Source organism: Polaribacter sp. (assembly GCF_036480315.1).
Lineage (GTDB): Bacteria > Bacteroidota > Bacteroidia > Flavobacteriales > Flavobacteriaceae > Polaribacter.
Genome location: NZ_JAZGGG010000040.1, coordinates 21,567 through 47,431 on the forward strand (window position 1 = coordinate 21,567; position 25,865 = coordinate 47,431).

Below are 25,865 nucleotides of genomic sequence, written 5' to 3' on the forward strand. Positions count from 1 at the left end.
TGATGAAAAATCAACTTAAAAACAACTGGAAACTCTTTTTAACAGCAAGTTTAACTTTAGGTTTAGCTCCTTTTAATCCGCCACATATTTGGGGTAAAATTCAATGGATTTTAGGTGGAAATGTTTTTTCTACAGAAACAGGGATGAAATCAGCAGATTGGTTTGATGTTTTGATTCATGGAAGCCCATGGTTTTTATTGATGATTTCTATACTTCTAAATATTTTAAAGAAAAAATAACTTACATATTTTCAATAATTTCAAACTCCATTTCAGGTAAGAACCTACCTATAATAGAGCTTTCTCTTTTATCAATTACTTTAAAACCATGTTTTGCATAAAAGGCTTCTGCATTTGGGTCTGAAAGCACATTTAAAATAGCAGAACTACCTCCAATACAATATTCGATTGCGTGATTTAGTAATTTTGTTCCGATTCCTTGTTTCATATATTTTGGTGAAACAAATAAAAACTCTAAAAAACTAGTTCTAATATTTGCTCTGTTTAAAATGTAGAATCCAGAAATTTCATTATCTACAAGATATTTATACACATTCCAGTCATCAAACATTTTAGAAGTAATCGTTAAGTCTTCTCTCCAACTTTCTATCAATTCATCAGAATAACCCCAAAAAGCTTTTGATTTTAAAGCAATTTCCGTGAGTTCTTTTGCATCAGAAACCGTTGCTCTAATTATCATAATCAATAATATTTCCAAAAAATGATTTTGGTAAAATCCAAGAATACAAACCTCTTATAAATATCTTCCAATCATTATAAAACAGATCTTCTAAAAATAATCTATTAGGATAAATTATCTTATCAACTTTGCCATAATGGCTTTCATAACTAAAATATTTATTATAATTTTCACCAATAATTTTTAACTGAAAATATTTAACAACTTCGGAAATGTTCTCAGTATGAAAAAGTGGTAATTTAAATAAATTATGTTTTTTATCAACAAAAATTAAAAAACATTCTTCATCGTCTAAAGCCATTCTAGGAGACATCGCAATATATTTCATATCAGATATTCTAATTTGAAAAGGTTTACAACTTGAAAATGCACCTTTATTTTTTTCTGTTCCTGAATAAGTTATTTTATTTTCAATAATATTTAATAAGTCCATAAAAAAAGGTCCAACTTACTTCGTTGCCAATTGCTTAATTTTAATACTAAAAGCAGCAAAAATTAATGTCATAAAAGGACTTAACCAGTTAAAAATAGCATAAAAAGCATAATCAAAAACGGAAACTCCTAATACTCCAGAATGATATGCTCCACAAGTATTCCAAGGAATTAAAACAGAGGTTACTGTACCTGAATCCTCTAAAGTTCTACTTAAATTTTCTGGCGCTAAACCTTTATCTCTATATGCTTTCGCATACATTTTACCAGGAACAACAATTGCTAAATACTGATCTGAAGCTGTAAAATTTAAACCTATACATGTAAAAACCGTACTTGCAAATAAGCCAAAAACAGAATCGAATAAGTTTAACATAAAACTACTAATTCTTGCTAAAGCCCCTATTGCATCCATAATTCCTCCAAAAACCATTGCACATAATATCAACCAAATTGTACCTAACATTTTTGACATTCCACCTGCTGTAAATAAATCTGCTAATGCTACATTTTCTGTAGCTACAGCAGTTTTTACAGTAATTGCTTGTAAAATTCCTTTGTATGCCGATTTAAAATCTAGTTTTTCTACACCCGCAACTTGAGCAACCACTTCAGGTTGAAAGATTAATGCAAAAATTCCACCTAAAATAGTTCCGGCTAACAATGCTGCTAATGGTGGTGTTTTCTTTACAATTAAAGCAATAACAATTACTGGTACTAGAAATAACCAAGGAGAAATATTAAAAGCTTTATTTATATCTGCTAACAAAACACTAGTATCTGCCTCACCAGTAGAATTTTGTGTAAATCCAAGAATAATAAAAATAATTAACGTAATAATAATTGTTGGTACAGTTGTATATGCCATGTACTTAATATGTGTAAACAAATCAGTACCCGCCATTGCTGGTGCTAAATTTGTAGTATCTGACATTGGCGACATTTTATCTCCAAAATAAGCTCCAGATAAAACAGCTCCTGCGGTCATTCCTAGAGATATTCCCAAAGCCTCACCAATACCTATTAACGCAATACCAACGGTTGCAGATGTAGTCCAAGAACTACCTGTTGCAATAGAAATAACGGCACAAATTATTAAACATGCTGCTAGAAAAATTGTTGGGTTTAAAACTTGCAAACCATAATAGATCATCGAAGGAATTATCCCACTTATTAACCAAGTTCCTGCTAAAGCACCAACCATTAATAATATTAAAATTGCACCTACTGTAGATTTTATATTTTCAGCAACTTCTTCAATCATGCGTTTATAAGAAACTTTATTTCTAAAACCAACAAATGCCGCAACAGCACCACCTAACAATAATATAAATTGATTACTACCACTTAAAGCATCATCACCAAATACAGAAACATTATACGCTAACATTATAACCAAAGCTAAAACAGGAAATAATGCTTCCCAAATATTCAACTCTTTGTTTTCTATAATTTTTTGATCTTCAATTTTTATTTCTGATATGTTTTTTTCGTCTTGCATTCTATAAATTTTGGTCTTGTAATGTTACGATTTTAGAAGAAGTTATGCAAATTGAATATGTTCACTTACTTTTGCCTTCATGGATTCATTAACACAAATTATTTTAGGTGCAGCTTGTGGCGAAATTGTGCTTGGTAAAAAGATTGGAAACAAAGCTTTACTCTTTGGTGCAATTGGAGGTACAATACCAGATTTAGATGTTTTTATAGGACGCTTTTTATATTCTAATGAAATACAAGCAATGGCTTTTCACAGAGGTTTTATGCATTCTGTTTTGTTTGCAATTTTGGGTTGTTTTGTTTTTGGGTGGTTGACCCATCAATTTTATGAAAATTCTAAAAAAATTAAATCTATTGAGAAAATTTTCAGTTGGAATAAATTTCTATTAAAAATTTATACTAAATACATTAATGAAATTCCAACAACAAATAAAAACTGGATTTGGTTATTCTTTTGGGCTATTTTTACGCATCCTCTATTAGATTGTTTTACACCTTATGGAACACAATTATTTGCTCCTTTTTCTGATTACAGAGTGGCTTTCAATAATATTTCTGTTGTAGACCCTTTATATACCTTGCCTTTTTTAATTTGTTTAATTGTAGTTATGTTCTTCAAAAGAACAAATACTAAAAGATTAAAATGGACTAAAATTGGAATTTACATCAGTTCTTTTTATATGCTTTTTACTATTGGAAATAAAATTTATATAGATTCCGTTTTTAAGAAATCTTTTGAAAAAGCAGGAATTTCTTATACCAGATTTTCTGCTCAACCTTCTCTTTTGAATAATATTCTTTGGTATGCTGTTGCAGAAACAAAAGACAAATATTATCTAACTTTTTACTCATTATTTGATAAAAGCGCTACTGCAGATAAAATAATTACCGTTGAAAAGAACCATGATTTAATTGACATGAATGATAAAAACCTGCAAACTTTAGCTTGGTTTAGTAACGATTATTATAACATTACCAAAAGAGAAAAAATTGGCACTTACAAATATGTAGATTTACGTTATCCGATGTTAAATCCTGATGATATAAATACTTCTGTTTTTAACTTTACAATCTTCTTTGAAAATGATAAATGGGATATTTTACCTTTTAATGGAAATCCGCCAAGCAAAGAAGATTTTGGAAAGTTTATAGAGCGTTTAAAAGGAATTTAAAAAGACCTCACAGGTTTTTAAAACCTGTGAGGTCTGAAAATCATTTTGGAAATTGTAAAGAAATTCCTTTTTTGAGTTTGCGATACGCGTTAAGGATTGAGCAATTGTTTGAGCTCTTTTTTGTTTTTTCAACAAAAAAAGCGAGTGCGAAAGCCTGGCCTGAAAGGTAACGCCCAAAATACTGTTCTACAAAACCCCAACTTCTTTCATACAAGATTTCATTACTTCATAAGTTCTTTCAATATTATTATCTAAACCTATAGAAAAACGAATTAATCCATCTGAAAGTCCCATTTCTCTCTGCTCATCTTCTGGTATTTCCGATGAAGTAGAACTTCCTGGAGCAGAAAATAATGTTTTATAAAAACCTAAACTTACAGCCAAATAACCTAAATTTTTGTGCTGCATTAACTCCATTAATTCGTTGGCTTTTTCAATAGAACCAGCATCTACTGTTAACATTCCTCCAAAACCATATTCTGCATTCATCATACTTTTAAAAAGTTTGTGTGAAGGGTGAGATTCTAAACCTGGGTAAACTGTTTTTAATCCATCTGCTTCAAATTTATCAGCTAAAAAAGCTGCATTATAACTATGTTGTTTCATTCTAATATGCAAAGTTCTCATGTTTTTTAAAACAGAAGATGCTCTTAAAGAATCCATTGTAGAACCCAACAACATACTTGCACCACTATTTACATTTCGTAAATCGTTTATAAATTCTTGCGTTCCACAAACGACGCCACCAACGGTATCTGAAGAACCATTTATAAATTTTGTTAAACTATGAATTACAACATCTGCACCTAATTTTGCTGGTGAAATTGACAATGGAGAAAACGTATTATCTACAACTAATTTTAAATTGTGTTTTTTCGCTAAAGCGGATAAACCAACAATATCTGCAACTTCTAAAAGTGGATTACTAACAGATTCACAATACAAAACCTTGGTTTTTTCTGTAATTGAAGCTTCTACAATATCTAATTTTGTGATGTCTACAAACGTTGTTTCAATTCCTAATCTTGGAGTGAAATTTTTTAAGAAAGCATACGTTCCTCCATAAATAGTTCTACTAGAAACAATATGTTCTCCTGCACCAACTAATTGTAATAAAACTGGTGTAATTGCACCCATTCCTGAAGCTGAAACATTTGCAGTTTCTGTACCTTCCATTGCTGCTAAAGCTTCACCTAAATACAAGTTACTTGGCGTAGAATGACGTGAATATAAATAACAACCATCTGCATTTCCTTCAAAAGTATCGAACATTGTTTTTGCCGAAATAAACGTATAGGTTGATGAATCTGAAATTGATGGATTTACACCTCCGAATTCACCAAAGTATTGTAAATCTTGAATATTATCTGCTGGATTAAATTTCATAATAGTTAAGTTTAAGTTATCACAAAAAAACAATAATTAAGAAAATTTATCAACAAAAATTACCTATTATAGATTAATATTCTAAATTTGATTAATTTATTAATTTTAAAATCTAAAACAGCTCTTTAATAAATGGTTTTTTAGATTATATTCAAGCAAGATGTTAGACAAAACAGATAAAAAACTCATCAATTTATTACAAAACGACAGCAAACAAACAACTAAACAACTTTCTCTTCAGTTAAATTTGTCTGTTACGGCCGTTTATGAACGTATTAAAAAATTGGAAAACCAGGATGTAATTGAAAAATATGTGGCTATCATCAATAAAAACAAAATAGAGAAATCTTTTTTAGTTTTTTGTCATATAAAACTGGTACAACACTCTAAAGAATATGTTACTACTTTTGAACGTGAAATTTTAAAACTAGAAGAAGTTTCTGAATGTTTTCATGTAAGTGGAGATTATGATTATATTCTAAAAATATACGTAAAAGATATGGACGCATATAGAGATTTTATGGTTACTAAATTAACCGCTATAAAATATATTGGAAGTACACATAGTATTTTTACTATAGAAAAAGTTAAAAACACAACTGCCATAAATCTTTAAAATATGCAAACTGTACGTTATAAGTTCGTTGAATTAATACTACTATTTATAGTAATTCCTTTAAGTTTTGTTTTTGAATACTCGTCAATACTAAAATTGATTATTGGTGTTTTAGGCTTTACCTATATTTTGTATGTTTTATTTAAGGTTGAAAAGATAAAACTTCAAATTCAAAAAAACATTAATTGGAAGGAATTCTGGAAAACAACATTGATTAAACTACTAGTAATAGGGTTAATAACAACTGTCTTTGTTTGGTATACTGAAAAAGAAAACCTCTTTAATGTAGTCTTGAACAAACCATTAATGTGGATTTTAATTTTACTCTTTTATTCTGTTTTTTCAGTATATCCTCAAGAACTTTTGTACAGAACCTTCTTCTTTCAACGATATAAAAACCTATTTAAAAATGTAAATATTTTCATAATTATCAATGCAATTCTATTTTCATTAGCGCATCTGTTTTTCAAGAATACTTTGGTAATGATTCTTACATTTATAGGCGGAATTCTATTTACTATTACTTATAAAAAAACAAAATCAACACTTTTAGTTTCTGTTGAGCATGCAATTTATGGTTGCTGGTTATTTACTGTTGGTATGGGCAATATGCTTGGGTTTCCATCGTAAAACTTAAAAAAACCCAAAACTTTCGCTTTGGGCTTATAAATTTACATTTTTACTAAAACTATTTTCTCTGATTGTTTTTTTACAAGTTCTCCATAAAAACCTTTTAATGCTTCATAATATTCTGGAGTTATAATTGCAGAATTAAACTGCAAAATAGAAGTAGTACTAATTTTATTTCCAACTTGTTTTACTTGATATCTAAATACCCCAATATTATCTGGCAAACCAATAGCCAAAGGAGCTGGTAATGTTTCAACTTTATAGCCTTCTGGAATTTGTATAGAAACTGTATTTTTGTCTTTCCAGGGTGCCGTAAAATTCACAGGAAATTTTCGATCTTCTAATTTAAATGGATTAGTATTTTCGGTTAAGAACAATAAAGGTTCAATATATATTTTACCACTAATTTGTTCTATTAAATCTTCGATATTAAATTTTACATTCCTAAGAACAGGTTTTCCTATTTTGTACTTATTAAGAATTTTAAAGTCAACAATTTCTATATTTCTTTCTTCTTCTAACAGACTTTTTAAACTTTCTTCTTTTATATGATTGTAGTTTTTTCGAAAATTTAAGGCTTTGGAATTATCGAACTTTGTTCTAATAAAACCTTCTGCAATTAAATTTTTTGAAATATTTACCATCATATTATTTTCCTCAAATGCATGTATGTTGGGCGTTAGTTTTACCCATGAAGAAGTTCCGTTTTTAGTTATTTTTCTACCATTCCAATTTAAAGCCCTTGTTGGTAATATATTAGGCAAGCTATAAATTTCTGAAGCATCTAATAAAACATAACTTCCATCTTCAAAATCAACCATAGAAATAACATAATTAAAACCAGTTATTGTTGGAAAAATAGGCACTCCATTATCTCTTGTACTTACTAAAACCGGATTTGCATTTAAACCAGCAAAACGTAACATTGATGTTAGTATTAGATTTATTTCTGAAACATTACCAACTTCCTCTTTATAAGCCTTTCTTACACCATCACGTGTGTATTTACCTTCAATTCCATTCCACTTCATTTTATTTTTAACGAATTGAAATATGGCAATCATTTTTTCAGACTCTGAAGTTTTACCACTTATGATTCCTTCTAAATCGTTTCTATAATAACTTGATTTTTTTAATTCTTCTCCAAAAGAAGAAGTTTTATAGATTCGCTTAGCTACTCCTTCCCAAGAGTTAGCAAAATATTGCGGTCTAGATTCAGGTATTAATATTGAACTTAATTCAAAACTAACACTACTTTTATATTGATTTATGGAAGAAATATATGGTTCCCTTATGTCAATAGCAGGGATGTTTTTTTTATCCATTTCATAGTATTTATATTTTAAATCTATTGACTTTTCATACTTGGTAGTCTTTGTACCTACATTACCTCCATTAGATCTATAAGTGAAATTTATTTTTTTATTTTTTACAGATTCATTAAAGTACATCTGCAAATACCCTTTACTATGTGTTTTGTAAACATAATATTCTGGTATTTTAACTAAAACAGTTAGTTTCTTAATAGGGATACTATGTTGGAGTTCAATTTTATCTACATATTGAAAATATGGAGATGTTTTTCTGTATTTATATTCTACAATGCTTCCGTCTTTTATTTTTGGCATTGTAAATTTTTTAGAAAACCAGTTTTTTGAAACTTCGTTTTCAAATATTTGATTTTTCTGTAATTTATCCTTCTTAATTTTTTTCCCTTCTAAATTATAAGTGTATGCTTTTAATCCATTAATAATTTCATCTGTTCCTCCTCTTTTAAATAATCTAATCTCTTCAGAGGCATAATTTGCAGCTTCTTTTTTATAAATCTTAATACGTTCATGAACGAGAGTTACTAATAACCAACCTTCACTTGCAGAGTATTCTATAAAAACCTCTTTACTCTTGTACAAATAAGCTGCATTTGCAGTAGAATCTAGTGGATGCATTTTTTCTTCTAATTCTTCCTTAGATACTTTACCAAACTTATAATTTTGTGCAAATATTGATAACTGACTAAATAATAGTAATACAATTGTAATCTTTTTCATTTAATATTTTCTTTTGATAGCAGTTCTAAAGTTTTGTGTTGGATTTTAGTGCTACATTTTTACTAAAACAATTTTCTCTGATTGTTTTTTTACCATTTGACCGTAAAACTCCTTTAAAGCTTCATAATAAACAGGTGCAATAATTGCATTGTTAAATTGTAAAATTGCAACGGTGTTTATTTTACTACCTCTTTGACTTACTTGATATTTAAATACACCTAAATTCTCTGGCAAACCAATTGCTAAAGATTCTGGTAATGTTTCTACTTTATATCCTTCAGGAATTTGAATAGAAACTGTATTTTTTGTAACAAAAGGAGCATCAAATTCTACAGGGAATTTTCTTTCTTTTAATTTAAAAGGGTTTGTTTTTTTTGTAAAAAATAACAAAGGCTCTATGTATAATTTCTCATTAATACCTTCTACTAGATCTTCACTATTAAACTTAATAGTTCTACTTATGGGTTTGTTTATTTTAATGGCATTATTCAATTTATAGTTATCTATTTCTATACCATAATTATTCTCTAATTTAGAAATTAAGCTCTCTTCTTTAATCTGATTATTATCTCTTCTAAAACTTAAAGCCTTTAAATTGCTATATTTAGTTCTAATTAAGCCAGCCACGTTTAAATCTTCTGTAATTTTTATCATTACATTGTTATCTTCTTTAGACAGTTTAGAAGTAGTTAATTTAACCCAAGAAGAATTCCCATCTTTAGTAACTTTTCTTCCATTCCAATTTAAAGCTCTAACAGGTAAAATATTTGGTAAACTAAATGGCTCTGAAGCATCTAACAAAACATAGGTATTGTCTGTAAATTCTACCATAGAAATCACATAATTAAAACCATCTAAAGTAGGGAATAACGGAACACCATTTGCTTTAGTACTTACAATTACAGGGTTTGAATTTAAACCAGCAGAACGCAACATTGAAGTTAACATTAAATTAATATCTGCAACATTTCCAACACCTTCTTTATAAGCTTTTCTAACACCTTTATCTACATACTTATTATAATTACCATTCCACTTTACTTTAGATTTTACATATTGAAAAATGGCTCCAACTTTATCTATATCTGAAGTTGTATTTGCTAAAATTGTAGTTAAATCATTTTTATAATAACTTGTTCTATTAATCTCTGAACCAAAATTGGGTGATTTAAAAATTTGTTTACTTACATCTCGCCAAGTAGTTGTATAATACTTTGTTCTTCTACCAACAAAATCTATTGAAGAAAGCTCGTATTTCATGCCTCCTCTATGATTATTGATATTAAAAACAAAAGGTTCATTTCCTTTTAATGCCGGAATATTTGTAGCGTTATATTTATTATATTCTACTTTATAATCTACTTTTGAAGTATGATTTACAGTACTTGTATGACCTGTATAACCACCATTTTCTACTCTATATTTTTGGATGTAAGAAAAACTTTTATTTTTAGTTGTCTTTAAAGGGTTAATAAAATATTAACCTTTAGTCGCAATTTTAAATTTATAATATTCTGGTATTTCTATTTTATAATCTAAATTATTAACTGGTATGTCATATTGGAATTGTAAATCATCTACATATGTATAATAAGGAGAAATTATTTTATACTCTAAATCAATTACAGAACCTTTTTTAATATTTGGCATTGTAATTTTTTTAATACTTCTAAACTTATTTTTTTTCTCGTCATAAATACTTTTTTTAGACAATTTTTCTTTATCTATTTTACCATTTTCGATATTAAAAGTATATCCTTTTATTGATGTAATTTTTTCTTTATTCCCTGTATCTGGTCTATAATACACAATACTTTGGGTTGCTTTATTAAAGCCTTCTTTGGTATAAATTTTAATTCTATTATGTATTTCTGTAACAACATCAAACCAACCTGTAGATGCATTATAATTATAATAAGTTCTTCTATACCTATACAAATACGCAGCATCTGCGGTAGAATCTAAAGGATGCATTTTTTCTTCAAGCTCTTCTTTAGATACTTTACCAAATTTATAATCTTGTGCAAATAACGAAATCTGACTTATCAATAATAGTACAATAACAATTTTCTTCATATTAATTTTTCTAATTATTTTTTGATAATAGCAATTCTTAAACTTTCATATTTAGCAATACTTCTTCTAAAACTTCTATATAATTTATAGTCTTCTTTAGGATATACTCCTTCTTTAATAGCAATAAATCTCTGATACGTAAAAGTAGTATCGTCTATTTTTTTAAGGCTTACTTTATAAGTTCCAAATTTGGTGGTAAGCTCTTTTACTGGTGGTAAAACTGTTAAGATATAACCTTCAGGGATTTTAATTTCATATTCGTCTACATCTTTATAACCTCTGGTTATTTTAAGAGGTAACTTCCTTTTTCTGTACCTCTTTGGTACATAACTGTTTTTATTAAAAATATTTACTCTAAATAAATACTCTTGTGCATTTATACTTGCATAACTTTTAATAGAAACACTTAAATCTTCAGTAAAAACAATATTTTCTTTGTCGTTATTTAGTTTTACAGATTGTAATTCTAAATTATTATTATAACTCCAAACACTAGACTTATAATACTTTGTTAACTCATCTTCTGTATAAGATTCATTGTTATACTTATCATCATATTGCAACCCTTTAGAAACAATATTTAACGTTGCATTTAAACTTCCATCTTCTTTTAGTTGAACACTTCCTTTAGTAGTTTGAAGATTCACTTCATTTTTATAAATAGCAGTTCTTTTTATAATCCCGCCTTCTGGTCTTACAACTAAAACATTTCTATCATCTGTAAAATCACCTAAAAACCCAAAAGGCATAGTTTGACTTGTACATTCTAGCCAAACATCATCTCCTTCATTTGGTAGGTTTAAGATAACATGATTTCCTTGAATCGAAGAAAAATCTTTATCTATATCTCTTTTTTCATCAGCATAAACAATTGTGTAATAAGAAGTAACGCCAACAGCATCTAATAGTGCTTTTGTGTAGTTTGTTAATCCTTTACAATCTCCATATCCTACTTTATCAACTTGGTTTGCAGCTATTGGCTCCCAACCACCAATACCAACTTGCACACTTATATAACGCGTTTTATTTTGCATAAATTCATACACTAATTTCGCCTTTTCTAGAGGTTCATTAACACCTTTTACCAACTCTTGTACTTTAGCTCTTGTAGCTGCATCTAAAACATCTCTTCCAATTAGTAGTTTTTCATGCATCCATTTACCGAACTCATTCCAATTAGTAGATTCACCATAAACACCTTTTAGGTTAAATTTATCTAAAGTGATGATTGCCTTTGGTAAAATATCTCGGTAAGAAACTGCATTATTTTCGTATTTATAAGCTTTTTGATTTGCAATGACATAAGAGATTTCGGTATCTAAATTTGTGCTCTCTATTTGAAAACCATCAAAGTTTGTTTCTTTTTTTCTTAATGAAATTCCTTTCGGGTTTTTTATTACATATTTTCCTTTTTCAACAGAAACATAATATCCATTTACAGGAAACCACCAAGGAATAAAACCAGTAGTAGATGTTTTATATTCCGATTCAAAAACAACAGTATATGGGTAAGAAATTGGTGTATAATCTATGTATTTAACTCTAGAATCCGAATACAAAGTTCCTCCATCTACAGCACTTACATCTGTAAAATCTCGTTGTTTATACTTTTTTATTTGCTTACCTAAACCATCATAAATAAAAGCGAAGAGTTTAGTTATTCTAGTATCATTATCATAACTTTCATACATAGCAACATGCCTGTTACCTAGCTTATTTAAAACAGTTACTGTTCTTCTTTCTTTAACCACCATTTTATTTACATCTTCTATTGTAATTTCAATAGATTGATTTCTAACAACGGCATTTGCGTTTTCTCTTAATTCAGCAGGAATTAGCAAGGCAGCGTAATTTACCTTTTGAGCAGATGTTACAGAAACGTAAAAAAATAGGGTAATAACTAGGAGTTGAAGTGTCTTTTTCATACAATTGTTTGATAGCAAACAATTGTATGAAATAAGGTTCAAATATAAAATTTGAACCTTATTAATTAATTAATTAATTACTCATTATTTAGAGTATTTATTTCGTTTTAACCTCAAAAGAAATTTCAACTAAATCATCTACAAACTTATCTTTTAAGTCTTTAAAGAAAGATTTAGATTTATATTTTATATTAAAATCTGCTCTGTTGATATTAAAAGCTTCACTTTTAAAAGTTGAAACTCCATTTTCTGTTGATAAAGTTGCAGGAATTGTTACACTTTTGGTTACATCTTTAATATTTAAATTACCAGTTACAACAAGCTTACCTTCTACTGTCTCTACTTTAGTAATTACAAATTTTGATAAAGGATACACAGCTACATCAAAAAAGTCTGCAGAATTTAAATGGCCTACAATTTTTTCAGTTCCTTCACTACCTTTCATGTCTAAATTGGTAATTGTATTCATATCAATAATAAACTGACCTTGTGTTAATTTACCATCTTCAATCAGTAAACCTCCACTTTTTAAAGCGACAGTACCGTTATGAGAACCTGTTGGTTTATTTCCTTTCCAATTTAAAACAGAGGCAGCAACATCTACATTGTTTAATTCTGCAACATTTACTTCAACTTCTACAGCTTCTTTTACTTCGATTTTTTCTTTTTTAGTCTCTTTACAAGAAGTTAAAACTGAAGCTACTATAGCTAATGATAAAATTATTTTCTTCATTTTTTATTATTTTTAATAGTTAATATTTTTATAGTGCAAATATATGTTTTTATTTTCCCTGGAAACTATTTTTTTTATCTTTTATTATTTCATTAATCACATAAGCAGCTGCTTGAAGCCCGAAAGCAGCCGGCATATAACTAATTGTACCATAAAAAGACTTCTTGAAATTAGTACCATCAGTCATTTTTACACTTTTTGCAATCTGCATTTCATCTGAATATACCGCTCTAACACCTTTATTTACCTTGCGTTCTTTAAGTCGTTTGCGTAAAACTCTTGCCATGGTACAGTTTTTTGTTTTACTAATATCTTTTACTTTAATTTTTGTAGCGTCTAGTTTTCCTCCAGCACCCATTGAAGAAATAATTTTAACTTTCTTTCTTCTTGCTGCAACTATTAGATTCACTTTTGGCGTAATACTATCGATACAATCTAACACATAGTCATATTCTTTAGAAACAATTTCAAAAGCACTGTCTGGTGATAAAAACTCTTCTACAACAGTTAAATCTATTTCTGAATTTATATCTTTTAATCTTGCCGCTAAAACTTTAGCCTTAGACAATCCAATAGTGGAGTCTAACGCTGGTAATTGTCTGTTTTTATTGGTTTCATCAAATACATCTCCGTCTACAATTGTCATTTTATGTACACCAGCTCTTGCAATAAATTCTGCTGCATAAGAACCAACACCTCCTAATCCTACAACTAAAATATTAGCCTTTTTAAGTTTGTCAACTCCCTCTTTCTGTACTAATAACTCTGTACGTTCTAACCAACTCATAATTCAAATATGTTTGTAAAATTTTGTTTTATTATTTGTTGAAGTTCAACAACTTCAATACTTTTTATTACAGCAATTTTCTGATAAACTTCTTGAGTATCTATTTCAGAATCGTCCGTTTCAATTAAAATTGTTGATAATTCTAATTTAGAAACTACTTCTTGTAATTTTTTATTGTTGATGATTGCTGCTCCAATTGACATTAAAATTCCGTTTTTCAATAGACTTTCAGCAACTTGTAAATTCTTATTGAAACCATGTAAAACCCAAGTTTGATTTGGTTTTAACTCTTTTTTTATTTCAATAATTTCTTGATACGATTTTACACAATGTACAATTAGTGGTTTCTTGTATTTTTCTGAAAGCTTAATTTGTTTTATGAAAACTTCTTTTTGCAGTTCAAAATTTGTTTCTGTTAATTTATCTAAACCACATTCTCCAATTGCAAAACAGTTTTTATTTTGAAGCTGATTTTCAACAATTAAAAATTCGTTTTCTAAACTTTTTTTATTGATAAACCAAGGATGAATTCCTATTGAAAATGTGTTTGAAAAATTGGTTGAATTTGGGTATTTATTTTCGATAGAAAACACGTTTTCATTTGCACAATTTTTATGTGTATGAACATCAAAATATTGCATTTTTAAATTATTCTTTATTTTTAGAATCGATAATAATAGTTACAGGCCCATCATTTAAAAGTTCAAGTTTCATATCTGCGCCAAACTCACCAGTTTGTATTTTTTTGCCGATTTCTTTTTCTAAAATCTGTACAAAGTTCTTATACAAAGGAATTGCAATTTCTGGTTTTGCTGCTTTTATATAACTTGGTCTGTTTCCTTTTTTTGTGGATGCTTGTAATGTAAATTGACTTACAACAATTACTTCTCCATTAATATCTAAAAGCGAATTGTTCATCACATCCTTTTCATCATTAAAAATGCGAAGGTTTGCAATTTTACGAACTAAATAATCAATATCTTCTTGGGCATCTTCTGCTACAATACCTAACAAAACTAAAAGCCCTATTTTAATCTCTGCAACTTTATTTTGGTTGATTGTTACACTTGCTTTTGATACTCTTTGAATTACGATTTTCATTACTTACTCATTATCTTCTTCGTCCCAGATATCTGTTCTAAAATGTTCTTTTTCTTCGTCTCCACTTAAAATTTGAAGGTAACTTTTATAACGAGACCAAGAAATTTTCCCTTCTTCTAAAGCGTCTTTTACAGCGCATTGTGGTTCTTTTGTATGCAAACAATTATTGAACTTACAATCTTGTTTTAAAGCAAAAAACTCTGGGAAATAATCTCCTAATTCATATTTATCGATATCTACAACGCCAAACCCCTTAATACCAGGTGTGTCTATAATTCTTGCATCGAAACTTAAATCGAACATTTCTGCAAATGTAGTTGTGTGTTTTCCTTGATTGTGCTGGTCTGAAATTTCTTTGGTCTTTAGATTTAGAGAAGGCTCAATTGCATTTACTAAAGTAGATTTACCAACCCCAGAATGACCAACAAACATAGATGTTTTACCAGTCATAATTTCTTTGACTTTGTCTACATTTTTATTTTGAGTTGAAGAAACTTCTACACATCTATAACCAATAGCTTCGTAGATATCTTTTAGATACATAATTCCTGCTCTTTCTTCTATTTCGTAAGAATCAATTTTATTAAAAACAAGAATTGTATCTATTCTATATGCTCTTGTAGAAACTAAAAAACGATCTATAAATGTTGTAAACGTTGGCGGATTATTAATTGTAATGAGTAAAAAAACTTGATCTATATTAGAAGCAATAATATGTATTTGTTTAGACAGGTTTACAGATTTACGAACAATAAAATTATCTCTATCAAAAATCGTTTTTATAACACCTGTTTCTTCATCGTTCTTTTTTTCTAAATCAAATTCAACTTTATCGCCAACTGCAATTGGATTGGTGCTTTTAATACCTTTTATTCTGAATTTCCCTTTGATTCTACATTTGTAAAATTCTCCGTTATCAGCTTTTACATGATACCAACTTCCAGTAGATTTGTATACGATTCCTTTCATTAATACAAAGATGCAGAATTTTAGTTGAATATGAGAATGTCAGTTCGAGTGTTTTTCTGAAAATTTCTTGATATAAAATTTCTGAAAATGAAATTTCACTAGAAGTGACAGCGTATAAAAAGACCTCACAGTTTTAAAAACCTGTGAGGTCTGTAATAAATCAAATAATAATTTTTAAGAACTTCCTTTTTAGGATTGCACTACACGTTAAGGATTGCAACGACAGCTTTTTTATTTTTTTTAAAAAAAATAAAAAACTACAGTGGAAAGCCTGACCTGAAAGGAAACGTCCAAACACTACCCCTTAATCACTTTTTCTTGATGATTGATAGATTCTTGGTGAATTGCTTTAAACATTTTTAAAATAAATTCTTCACTTAAACCTTTTTGCTCACCTTCTAAAATCATGTTTCCAAGAATTTCGTTCCAACGTTTAGATTGCAAAACGGCAACGTTTTTATCTTTCTTTAAAGCACCAATTTGATCAGATACTTTCATTCTTTTACCCAACAACTCAACTAATTGGTCATCAGCAACATTTATTTGAGCTCTTAAATTATCTAAAGAACTTTGGTATTCTGCTTCTGTGTTTGTCACTTTTCTGATTTTTAAGTCCTCCATGATTTGCTTCAATTTTGTTGGCGTAACTTGCTGTGCAGCATCACTCCAAGCGTTATCTGGATCGAAGTGAGTTTCTATCATTAATCCATCGAAATTTAAATCTAAAGCAGTTTGTGAAACGTCAAAAATCATTTCTCTGTTACCTGTAATATGTGATGGGTCGCAGATTAAAGGTAAATCTGGAAATCTATTTTTAAATTCAATAGCGATTTGCCATTCTGGAACGTTTCTATATTTTGATTTTTCATATGTAGAAAAACCTCTATGAATTGCACCTAAATTTTTAATATCTGCTGTATATAATCTTTCAATTCCACCTAACCATAAAGCTAAATCTGGATTTATTGGGTTTTTTACTAACACAATTTTATCTGTACCATGCAACGCATCAGCTAATTCTTGCATAATAAAAGGAGATACTGCAGTACGTGCACCAATCCATAATAAATCTACATCATATTCTAAAGCTAGTTTTACATGTGCTGCATTGGCAACTTCTGTACAGGTTTTCATACCTGTTTCTTCTTTTACTTTTTGTAACCATTTTAAACCTAAAGCTCCAACACCTTCAAAATTCCCTGGTCTTGTTCTTGGTTTCCAAATTCCTGCTCGATAGTAATTTACATCAGAATCTTTTAGTTCGTGTGCAATTTTTAAAACCTGTTCTTCGGTTTCTGCACTACAAGGCCCTGCTATTACTAGAGGATGATCTAAATTCATATCATCCAACCATGTTCTTAATTCTTTTGTATTCTTCATTTTTCTACTTGTTTTGGCTTATTATTTTATGCCGTTTAAAATTTGCTTTATGTGATTTGTATTCTCCATTTCGTTAAAAATTTCGGAGAAATTATCATCTTGCATCAACTCTTTAAATTTCTGTAAATTATTGATGTACTCTTCTAATGTTTCAATTACGTTTTCTTTATTCTGCTTAAAAATTGGTGTCCACATTGCTGGCGAACTTTTTGCCAAACGAACAGTTGATGCAAAACCTGAACCTGCCATATCGAAAATATCACGCTCGTTTCTCTCTTTATCAATAACCGTTTTACCCAACATAAATGCGCTTATGTGAGACAAGTGCGAAACATACGCAATATGCTTGTCATGAGAAACGGGATCCATGTAACGAATACGCATTCCAATATCTGTAAAAAGTTCTAAAGCTTTCTCTTGAAGCTTAAAAGTTGTCTTTTCTACTTCGCAAATAATGTTCGTTTTTCCAACGTATAAGCCAGAAATTGCTGCTGTTGGCCCAGAGTTTTCTGTTCCTGCAATTGGATGACATGCTAAAAAATTTCTTCTCTTGGGATGATGTTCAACAACTTTACAAATTGCTTCTTTTGTTGACCCTGCATCTACTACCAAACCATTTTCTGAAACTTTGTCTAAAATTGTTGGCAACATTTTAACGGTTGCATCTACCGGAATTGATACAATTACCAAGTCTGCATTTTCAATATCGTCTATAGTTGCTTTTTTCTGAATAACACCTAATTCTAAAGCTTCCTCTAAATGTTTTTCATTTTTATCAATTCCGTAAATAAAAACTTCTGGATTGTTCTTTTTAATGTCGATAGCAAAACTACCTCCAATTAAACCAATACCAATCATGTATATATTCTTCATAATCTATAATCTTGATATTGCTTCTTTAATTACATCTGTTGTTACACATAATGAAAAACGAATGTATCCTTCTCCTTGAGAACCAAAAATAGTTCCCGGTGTGATAAAAATATCATTATCGTATAAAACTGAATCTGTAACTTCTTCAGATTTTTTTCCTTCAGGTATTTTTGCCCAAACAAATAAGCCTGTTGAATTTTTATTATAAGTAGCATCTAATTTATCTGCTAATTGCCAAATTAGATTTCTACGTTCTTCATAAATTTTATTCTGTGCTAGAAACCAATCATCAGATAATTGTAATGCTTCTATTGCTCCTTTTTGAATTCCGTAAAACATACCAGAATCCATATTAGATTTTACTTTTAATATTTCATTAATATACGTGGCGTTTCCTAGAACCATACCTACTCGCCAACCTGCCATATTAAAAGTTTTACTTAACGAGTTTAATTCTAAAGCAATGTCTTTTGCTCCTTCAACTTGTAAAATACTGATAGGGTTATCATTCAATATAAAGCTATACGGATTGTCATTAACGATTAAAATATTGTACTTTTCACCAAAAGCAACTAGTTTTTCAAACGTTTCTAACGTAGCATTTGTTCCTGTTGGCATATGAGGATAATTCACCCACATAATTTTTACATCTGTTAAATCTTGACTCTCTAATTCTTCAAAATCTGGTTGCCAATTAGTTTCATCACTTAAATTATAAAAAAACGGTTCTGCTCCTACCAACTTCGTAACTGAAGTATATGTTGGATAACCTGGATTTGGAATTAAAACTTTATCACCTTCATTTAAAAAAGCCATAGAAATATGCATAATTCCTTCTTTACTTCCCATTAAAGGCAAAACTTCATTTTCTGGATTTGAATTTACAGAAAATTTATTTTTATAAAAGTCAGAAATTGCACTTCTTAATTCTGGTAAACCTTGATACGATTGATATTTATGTGCGCTTGCGTCACTTAAACTTCCTTGAATTGCTTCCAACACTTTTGTTGGCGGCAGCAAATCTGGAGAGCCAATTCCCATATTAATAATTGGCTTTCCTGCAGCTGCTAAAGCCCTAACTTCTCTTAATTTTTTTGAGAAATAGTATTCTTTAACTGTATCTAATCTTTTAGCAGCTTTAATCATTTTCTACCGTTTTTATAGGTTCCTAAAACCTTGAATTCTTCTGCCATTATTTCTATAATTACTTTTGCTTTTTCGTAATTTTTATAATCATCAAAAGTTGCATCAACAAAAAACGAATATTTCCAAGGAGTTTCTATAACTGGTAAAGATTGTATTTTAGTTAAACTCATTTTACAATCGCTCAATACATTTAAAATTGCGGCTAAACTGCCTCTTTTATGATCTAACTGAAATTTTAATGATGCTTTATTTACATTTTCTTTCAACTTTGGTTGTTCCGTTTGTACAATTACAAATCTTGTTGAATTCTCTTTTATTGTCTGAATTTCATCTTCAATAATTGCTAAATCAAAAATTTCTGCTGCAATTTTTGGTGCAATTGCTGCAATACCTACTAAATTTTCTTTCGAAATTCTTTTAGCAACTTCTGCAGTATCAACATCTTCAACTAATTTAATGTGAGGATATTTTTTAAAAAATTCTTTACATTGTAATAATGCCATTGGATGCGACCAAACTTCTTTTACATCTTCAATATTTTGACCTTTTAAACACATTAAATGGTGATGAATGTTTAAATACTCTTCACCTATAATATGAAGGTTATTATTATCAATTAAAGCATAATTAGGAATAATAGAACCAGCAATTGTATTCTCAATTGCCATAACACCTACATCTGTAGATGTGTCCAATAAACTATCTACCAACACATCAAAAGACATGCATTCTTTTAATTCTATTGAAGCTCCATAAAAGTCGCGAGCAACCTTATGGTGGTTTGAGCCTTCTGCTCCTTGTATGGCTATCATTTTATTTTTCATTTTATATCAAAAAAAAAGTCTCGAATTAAATTCGAGACTTTATATATTTTAAATGCTTTTTAACAACATGATACAAAGTCTCTCCTTTTATTGTAAAAATAAAAGTAAAAAAAGAAACGAGTAAAATTGTTACTTAACATCTGTATTCTCTTTGTTGTGAGCAACAAATCTAAAGATTTAATTGAAATAAACAAATATTATTGCAAAAGTTTAAAAAGTTTTATGAAATCTATAAATTATCATTTCTTTTATAGCTCTATTTTATAATATCCTTTTTTAAATCGATTTAAATAAGATAATGTAATAAACCAAAAAAAGCACCTCGTAAATGAAGTGCTTTTTGCGGTCTGGACGGGACTCGAACCCGCGACCCCCTGCGTGACAGGCAGGTATTCTAACCAACTGAACTACCAGACCGTTGCGTTTAGCGGTTGCAAATATAATACACATTTTAGTATCTGCAAACAAAAAACGAATTTTTATTTAAATTTTTTTCTACTTATTAAATAAGCTGTTAATATTTCATTGTATCCTTTGTTAATATTTACAGGAACATAATCAATTTGATATTGTAAACATTTATTTTTCAATTCTTTAAAGTAGTCACCAACTATTTCCTTGTATTTTTGCTGTACATTTTCTGCATATACATTTATTTCCTCTCCAGTTTCTACATCAACAAATTTCTTTGGAGCATTGTCAAAATTGAAGTTTAATTCGGAATTTTCATCAAAAGTATGAAACAAAACTACCTCATGCTTGTTAAATTTAAGGTGATGTAACGCTTCAAAAAGTGATTCATCGTCTTTTGAAGTCTGAAACATATCTGTAAATAGAAAAATTAAAGAACGTCTGTGAATCTTTTCTGCTATCTCATGTAAAAACCGATACGTTTCTGTAGAAGATTTAGATTCTGAAATTAACAATTGTTCTAATTGATGTAATAACATCTTTCTATGACGTTCACTTCCTTTTTCTGGTGCATAGTATTCATATGTATCAGAATAAATACTTAAACCAACAGCATCTCTCTGTCTTTTTAAAATTTCCATTAAAGAAGCAGCAGCAACAGTAGAAAACCCAACTTTATTCAAATTACTTACAGATTGATTTTTCACAATCGGGTAATGCATTGAAGCTGAATTATCTATAATAACATGACATCTTAAATTAGTTTCTTCTTCATATTTTTTGGTATATAGCTTTTCTGTTTTAGCAAATAGCTTCCAATCGATATGACGCGTACTTTCTCCTTTATTATATAATTTATGCTCAGAAAATTCTACAGAAAAACCATGAAACGGACTTTTATGCATTCCAGTTATAAAACCTTCTACCACTTGTTTTGCAAGTATGTCTAGATTTTTAATTTCTGATGATTTAACTTCGGATAAGTTCATGCTACTTTTTAATGTTTTGAGCTCTCGTTAAATTATCAGTAGTTTGTAATAATTTCTTTAACAAAATAGGGTTATAATCTGGATTATCCTCCAAAAACTGATTTAAAACAGCATTCGCTTCTTGTGATGAATAGTTACCAATTGAACTTGCCAACCAACCTTTAGGAAAAAAAATATCTCCAGTTAATTGAACCTCTTCTAATTTCTCTAAAATAGATTTTATATGCTTTGTTGATGATTTCTGTCTTAATGGATGATGAATATTATTCAATGCAGACTGTACCCAAGATTCTTTTTCTCTGTTTTCTTTTTGTAAAAGCGATTTCATAAAATTATCTCTCACGTTTTCATCCGAAGATAAAGATGACAACAACCATTTAAAACGCTCTAATCTATCTGGGTTTAATATTCTAGTTTGTTGTTCTTTAAGAACTTCTTTTACTTTTGAATGTTGAAATATTGCCAATTTAATTGCTAAAGAAGTGTAGTCATTCTCATTTAAAAAGAGATTCTTTATTGATTTCTGTTTATTCCAAATTTGATATAAATTTTCTTTTCCTTCCGTAGAAATTGAAATTGATTTATATAAGCCAAACAAGGTTTTTTTAATATTTGTTGGCAAATCTGTTTCTAACAAATTAAAAACTTCACTCTCTGTTATCTTTTGAATTTGATTCTGCTGCTCTTCAGTTAAAAAAGTCCAGAAAATAGTTTGAATTCTTCCAGAAAGGTAATTAGTAATTAGTTCATTTTCATCAACTTTAATAGCTTCTAAATACACTTTATAAACCTCTAAAGGAGGTACAGCATCATTTAGCATATTTTCATATAAATTAATGAATTGATATCCTCTTGAAACCTCATTCTTTATATTTTTATACGTATTTATTTCATCTTTATAAATAGGAAAAACGCCATACCCAAATCCGTTTGTGTTATATAAAACCTGACCCGGTTTAAAATCTTTTGTGGCCGAAGTAATATCAAAAGATTTGCCCATATTTTTTATATTGATATTCTTTACATAACCTCTTGCGTCTTTCAACTGAATTTTAAAAGATTGAGTCCAAATTTTATTAGAACCGTCTTCTGCATTTTGATAAATAATAAACTTGGTTACATTTCCTTTTTCATTCAATTCAATTTCTTCTGTAAAAACAGGTCTTCCAGATGAATTCACCCAAACATCAGACCAATTTTTAATATCGCCAGATGATTTTTTATCTAAAATAGAAACCAATTCGTTCCAATCTGCATTTGAGTTTGCATAGGTTTTTATATACTCTCGAATTCCTTCTTTAAAAGCATTTTCGCCTAATAAATATTCTAACTGACGCATCATAATTGGTGCTTTATTGTAAATAATTCTTCCGTATAATGAACCTGCATTTTTAAGATTTCCTAAATATTGACGAATTGCATTTGTGCCTTTTGTTCTGTCTTCTGAATATGCGCTTGGATAATGAGACATCATGAAATTCAAATTGTGATTTACTTCAGGAAAAACAGGGTTCATAATCTTATCTGCCATAAAATTAGCAAATACTTCTTTCATCCAAACATCATTAAACCATTTCATAGTTACCAAATCTCCAAACCACATGTGTGAAGTTTCATGTGCAATTAATTTAGCTCTACCCAACTTTCTACTTTGGGTAGCATTTTTATCTAAAAACAAAGATGATTGTCTGTATTGAATTGCGCCAACATGTTCCATTCCTCCGTATTGAAAAGGTGGAATTGCAGCAAAATCCATTTTTTGAAACGGAAATTTAACTTGTGTATATTCTTCTAAAAAATCTAATGAATTTTGATGGATTTCAAATACGGCATCAACACTTTCTGTTATCTTCTCTTTATTATTTTCTCTATACAGGAATCGCATATCAAACGCTCCTGGATTCTTGGTTTCTTCAGTAAACAAACCAGCAACAAAAGAAAACAAATACGTACTCATTAAATCTGTTTCCTTAAAAGTATGTTCTATAAAACCATCTACTTCTAAACTACTTTCTTTAAAAGCACCACACAATACTGCCCAATCTTTTGGCGCAGTAATTCTTAATTTATAGTTGGCTTTTATATCTGGCTGATCAAAACAAGGGAATAATGTACTTGCTCTATCTGGCACTAATAATGTATATAAAAACTCTTCATTTCTATTGAGTGATTTTTCACCAGCGTCAAATAATATTTCAATAGAATTTTTACCTAAAACCAATTTTGTTTTATCAATAATTACATGTTCTTTCTGATGATTAATGGCTGATTTTTCACCATTTATTTTTACGCCTTTTAATTTAGAAGTTTCCTCATTAAAATCTAGAAAAACATCATTTTTTAAATTATTTACACTAAAATTTAAAACTATTTTAGAAGAAATTGATTTTGCTTTTTCCTTCGGGATTTTAAAATCTAATTCATAAACAACATTAGAAATTTGTTGTTTTCTGTACTTTGCTAATTCAAAAGAAATTCCTGTTTCTAGTGTTATTTTTTCTTGTTTTTTATTACAAGAGATGAAAAATAATGGCGTTAAAATAATTAAATGTAAGTACTTCATTTTTGAACAGAAATTTAGATTCTAAAAATAAAAAAAGGTTTGACGTTAGCCAAACCTTTTCTATATTATAAAATATTAAAGCTACTATATAGCAGCATCAATTTTACCTGTATAAACATTTTTAGGAGCAACTCCTACTTGCTTATCAACAACTTCTCCGTTTTTAAAGATTAAAACAGTTGGTATATTTCTAACTCCGTATTTTGCTGCAAATTCTTGATTTGCATCAACATCTACTTTACCAACAACTGCTTTACCATCATATTCCGTGTGAATTTCATCTACAATTGGTCCAACCATTCTACAAGGTCCACACCAAGCAGCCCAAAAGTCTACTAATACTGGTTTGTCAGATTTTAATACTAATTCTTCAAAATTTGCGTCTGTGATTTCTAATGCCATTTTTCTATATTTTTAAATTGTTATTTCAGTTTTGAATTACAAAAGTAATCAATTTATTTATTTTCAATATTTTAAAAAAATTACTTTTTCTTATTAGTCTATAAGAACTACTTATGCTTACAATTAACGTATTCATTATGTAAGGGGCTTATATATGTACTTTTTTAATGAATTCTTATTTTTAGTTTCTAGTTTCTACTAAAAAAACAGTTATCATAAAGTTTTATAAACTAAAATAATTTGGATGCAATTGCTTGTACATTATCACTTTTACCCATTGAATAATAATGCAAAACAGGAACTCCTGCCGCCAATAATTCTTTAGATTGTTGTATTGCAAACTCAACACCAACTTGTCTTACCGCTTTATTATCCTTACAATCATCTACCGCATCTATTAAATCTTGGGGTAAATCTATTTTAAAAACTTGTGGTAAAACTTGTAAATGTCTTTTAACTGCTAGCGGTTTAATTCCCGGAATTATTGGCACATTAATTCCTATTTCTTTGGCTGCTTTTACAAAATTAAAATATTTGTTATTGTCAAAAAACATTTGTGTTACTACATAATCTGCACCAGCATCTACCTTTTGTTTTAAACGTCTTAAATCGGATACTAAAGAAGGAGCTTCCATATGTTTTTCTGGATAACCAGCAACGCCAATACAAAAATCTGAATGATGTTCTACATTTATAGCATTGTGTAAATATTTACCTCTATTTAAATCTGAAATCTGGTCTACTAACTCACTCGCAAAAGCATTTCCTCCTTTTGCAGCATTAAAGTAAGCTTCATCTTTCATAGAATCCCCACGCAACGCCATTACATTATCTAATCCTAAATAATGACAATCTACCAACACATATTCGGTTTCTTCTTTTGTAAAACCACCACACAATAAATGCGGAATTGCATCTACTTTATACTTATGCATAATAGAAGCACAAATACCCACAGTTCCTGGACGCATTCTTGTAATTCTCTTATCTAAAAGTCCGTTTCCTTTATCTAAATAAACATACTCTTCTCTCGAAGTTGTTACGTCTATAAAAGGTGGTTTAAATTCCATTAACGGATCTATATTGTTATATAAATCTTGAATATTTTTTCCTTTTTGAGGTGGTATTACTTCAAAAGAAAATAACGTTTTACCGTTTGCATTTTTAATATGATCTGTAACTTTCATAAGCCTCCCTTAATCC

General features: G+C 29.1%; 25 protein-coding genes and 1 tRNA gene. 4 read left to right on the forward strand and 22 right to left on the reverse strand.

All coding sequences use genetic code 11. From position 1 onward, the window contains the following. Nucleotides 1–2: 2 nt before the first annotated feature. A complete protein-coding gene (locus tag V3V28_RS08185) occupies nucleotides 3–239 on the forward strand; it encodes a hypothetical protein (protein ID WP_331364539.1) in 237 nt (78 codons plus the stop codon). A gap of 1 nt (nucleotide 240) precedes the next feature. On the opposite strand, the gene V3V28_RS08190 is transcribed toward V3V28_RS08185, so the two are convergent. The 3 genes from V3V28_RS08190 to nhaC are packed head-to-tail and all read right to left on the reverse strand — an operon-like array spanning nucleotide 241 to nucleotide 2,632. Continuing rightward, nucleotides 241–699 (reverse strand): GNAT family N-acetyltransferase, encoded by a 459-nt coding sequence (locus V3V28_RS08190; RefSeq protein ID WP_331364540.1) that lies wholly within the window; start codon nucleotides 697–699, stop codon nucleotides 241–243. Then, on the reverse strand, nucleotides 689–1,132 hold the full coding sequence (locus V3V28_RS08195) for a hypothetical protein (RefSeq protein WP_331364541.1): 444 nt from the start codon (nucleotides 1,130–1,132) through the stop codon (nucleotides 689–691). The genes V3V28_RS08190 and V3V28_RS08195 overlap by 11 nt, the downstream gene beginning before the upstream one ends. Nucleotides 1,133–1,147: 15 nt before the next feature. Then, nucleotides 1,148–2,632: a Na+/H+ antiporter NhaC gene (gene nhaC, locus V3V28_RS08200; RefSeq protein ID WP_331364542.1), complete on the reverse strand. Its 1,485-nt coding sequence runs from the start codon at nucleotides 2,630–2,632 to the stop codon at nucleotides 1,148–1,150. 79 nt (nucleotides 2,633–2,711) lie between these two features. Between nhaC and V3V28_RS08205 the strand changes: the two genes are divergently transcribed. Next, nucleotides 2,712–3,803: a metal-dependent hydrolase gene (locus V3V28_RS08205; RefSeq protein ID WP_331364543.1), complete on the forward strand. Its 1,092-nt coding sequence runs from the start codon at nucleotides 2,712–2,714 to the stop codon at nucleotides 3,801–3,803. A gap of 186 nt (nucleotides 3,804–3,989) precedes the next feature. Here V3V28_RS08205 and V3V28_RS08210 read toward each other — a convergent pair whose 3' ends face one another. Continuing rightward, entirely contained in the window at nucleotides 3,990–5,189 is a 1,200-nt protein-coding gene (locus V3V28_RS08210) for an aminotransferase class I/II-fold pyridoxal phosphate-dependent enzyme (protein ID WP_331364544.1), read from the reverse strand. 160 nt (nucleotides 5,190–5,349) lie between these two features. On the opposite strand from V3V28_RS08210, the gene V3V28_RS08215 reads away from it, so the two are divergent. Together V3V28_RS08215 and V3V28_RS08220 are read left to right on the forward strand one after the other, a co-directional pair. Next, nucleotides 5,350–5,805: an Lrp/AsnC family transcriptional regulator gene (locus V3V28_RS08215; RefSeq protein WP_331364545.1), complete on the forward strand. Its 456-nt coding sequence runs from the start codon at nucleotides 5,350–5,352 to the stop codon at nucleotides 5,803–5,805. 3 nt (nucleotides 5,806–5,808) lie between these two features. Next, complete coding sequence (locus V3V28_RS08220; protein ID WP_331364546.1) at nucleotides 5,809–6,435, forward strand: CPBP family intramembrane glutamic endopeptidase; 627 nt, start codon at nucleotides 5,809–5,811, stop codon at nucleotides 6,433–6,435. Nucleotides 6,436–6,476: 41 nt separating this feature from the next. On the opposite strand, the gene V3V28_RS08225 is transcribed toward V3V28_RS08220, so the two are convergent. The 18 genes from V3V28_RS08225 to metF all read right to left on the reverse strand — a co-directional run bounded on the left by V3V28_RS08225 (nucleotide 6,477) and on the right by metF (nucleotide 25,849). Continuing rightward, complete coding sequence (locus V3V28_RS08225; protein WP_331364547.1) at nucleotides 6,477–8,483, reverse strand: transglutaminase domain-containing protein; 2,007 nt, start codon at nucleotides 8,481–8,483, stop codon at nucleotides 6,477–6,479. 51 nt (nucleotides 8,484–8,534) lie between these two features. Then, complete coding sequence (locus V3V28_RS08230; RefSeq protein ID WP_331364548.1) at nucleotides 8,535–9,743, reverse strand: transglutaminase-like domain-containing protein; 1,209 nt, start codon at nucleotides 9,741–9,743, stop codon at nucleotides 8,535–8,537. Nucleotides 9,744–9,962: 219 nt separating this feature from the next. Continuing rightward, the gene (locus V3V28_RS08235) at nucleotides 9,963–10,559 is read right to left on the reverse strand and encodes a DUF3857 domain-containing protein (RefSeq protein ID WP_331364549.1); all 597 of its coding nucleotides are present in this window, start codon (nucleotides 10,557–10,559) and stop codon (nucleotides 9,963–9,965) included. A gap of 14 nt (nucleotides 10,560–10,573) precedes the next feature. Then, on the reverse strand, nucleotides 10,574–12,484 hold the full coding sequence (locus V3V28_RS08240; RefSeq protein WP_331364550.1) for a DUF3857 domain-containing protein: 1,911 nt from the start codon (nucleotides 12,482–12,484) through the stop codon (nucleotides 10,574–10,576). A 97-nt stretch (nucleotides 12,485–12,581) separates the two neighbouring features. Beyond that, nucleotides 12,582–13,217 (reverse strand): YceI family protein, encoded by a 636-nt coding sequence (locus tag V3V28_RS08245; RefSeq protein ID WP_331364551.1) that lies wholly within the window; start codon nucleotides 13,215–13,217, stop codon nucleotides 12,582–12,584. Between the two features lie 49 nt (nucleotides 13,218–13,266). After that, a complete protein-coding gene (locus tag V3V28_RS08250) occupies nucleotides 13,267–14,004 on the reverse strand; it encodes a tRNA threonylcarbamoyladenosine dehydratase (RefSeq protein WP_331364552.1) in 738 nt (245 codons plus the stop codon). After that, nucleotides 14,001–14,645 (reverse strand): TatD family hydrolase, encoded by a 645-nt coding sequence (locus V3V28_RS08255; protein WP_331364553.1) that lies wholly within the window; start codon nucleotides 14,643–14,645, stop codon nucleotides 14,001–14,003. Before V3V28_RS08255 ends, V3V28_RS08250 begins: the two co-directional genes overlap by 4 nt. Before the next feature lie 7 nt (nucleotides 14,646–14,652). Next, nucleotides 14,653–15,105: a D-aminoacyl-tRNA deacylase gene (gene dtd / locus V3V28_RS08260; protein WP_331364554.1), complete on the reverse strand. Its 453-nt coding sequence runs from the start codon at nucleotides 15,103–15,105 to the stop codon at nucleotides 14,653–14,655. Nucleotides 15,106–15,108: 3 nt separating this feature from the next. Further along, the gene (rsgA, locus tag V3V28_RS08265) at nucleotides 15,109–16,074 is read right to left on the reverse strand and encodes a ribosome small subunit-dependent GTPase A (RefSeq protein WP_331364555.1); all 966 of its coding nucleotides are present in this window, start codon (nucleotides 16,072–16,074) and stop codon (nucleotides 15,109–15,111) included. A 297-nt stretch (nucleotides 16,075–16,371) separates the two neighbouring features. Then, a complete protein-coding gene (locus V3V28_RS08270) occupies nucleotides 16,372–17,454 on the reverse strand; it encodes a bifunctional 3-deoxy-7-phosphoheptulonate synthase/chorismate mutase type II (RefSeq protein ID WP_331364556.1) in 1,083 nt (360 codons plus the stop codon). A 21-nt stretch (nucleotides 17,455–17,475) separates the two neighbouring features. Further along, nucleotides 17,476–18,327 carry a prephenate dehydrogenase gene (locus V3V28_RS08275; RefSeq protein ID WP_331364557.1) on the reverse strand — a complete coding sequence of 284 codons (852 nt, stop codon included), beginning with the start codon at nucleotides 18,325–18,327 and terminating at the stop codon, nucleotides 17,476–17,478. A gap of 3 nt (nucleotides 18,328–18,330) precedes the next feature. Beyond that, nucleotides 18,331–19,473: a pyridoxal phosphate-dependent aminotransferase gene (locus V3V28_RS08280; RefSeq protein ID WP_331364558.1), complete on the reverse strand. Its 1,143-nt coding sequence runs from the start codon at nucleotides 19,471–19,473 to the stop codon at nucleotides 18,331–18,333. Beyond that, nucleotides 19,470–20,297, reverse strand: coding sequence for a prephenate dehydratase (locus V3V28_RS08285; protein ID WP_331364559.1), 828 nt, complete (start codon nucleotides 20,295–20,297; stop codon nucleotides 19,470–19,472). Before V3V28_RS08285 ends, V3V28_RS08280 begins: the two co-directional genes overlap by 4 nt. Nucleotides 20,298–20,640: 343 nt before the next feature. After that, nucleotides 20,641–20,714 (reverse strand) — tRNA-Asp (locus tag V3V28_RS08290). A gap of 62 nt (nucleotides 20,715–20,776) precedes the next feature. Next, on the reverse strand, nucleotides 20,777–21,697 hold the full coding sequence (locus tag V3V28_RS08295; RefSeq protein WP_331364560.1) for a DUF58 domain-containing protein: 921 nt from the start codon (nucleotides 21,695–21,697) through the stop codon (nucleotides 20,777–20,779). Nucleotide 21,698: 1 nt separating this feature from the next. Then, nucleotides 21,699–24,260: a M1 family metallopeptidase gene (locus tag V3V28_RS08300; protein ID WP_331364561.1), complete on the reverse strand. Its 2,562-nt coding sequence runs from the start codon at nucleotides 24,258–24,260 to the stop codon at nucleotides 21,699–21,701. 84 nt (nucleotides 24,261–24,344) lie between these two features. Then, nucleotides 24,345–24,662: a thioredoxin gene (gene trxA / locus V3V28_RS08305; RefSeq protein ID WP_331364562.1), complete on the reverse strand. Its 318-nt coding sequence runs from the start codon at nucleotides 24,660–24,662 to the stop codon at nucleotides 24,345–24,347. 230 nt (nucleotides 24,663–24,892) lie between these two features. Then, nucleotides 24,893–25,849 carry a methylenetetrahydrofolate reductase [NAD(P)H] gene (gene metF, locus V3V28_RS08310; RefSeq protein WP_331364563.1) on the reverse strand — a complete coding sequence of 319 codons (957 nt, stop codon included), beginning with the start codon at nucleotides 25,847–25,849 and terminating at the stop codon, nucleotides 24,893–24,895. Nucleotides 25,850–25,865: the final 16 nt, after the last annotated feature.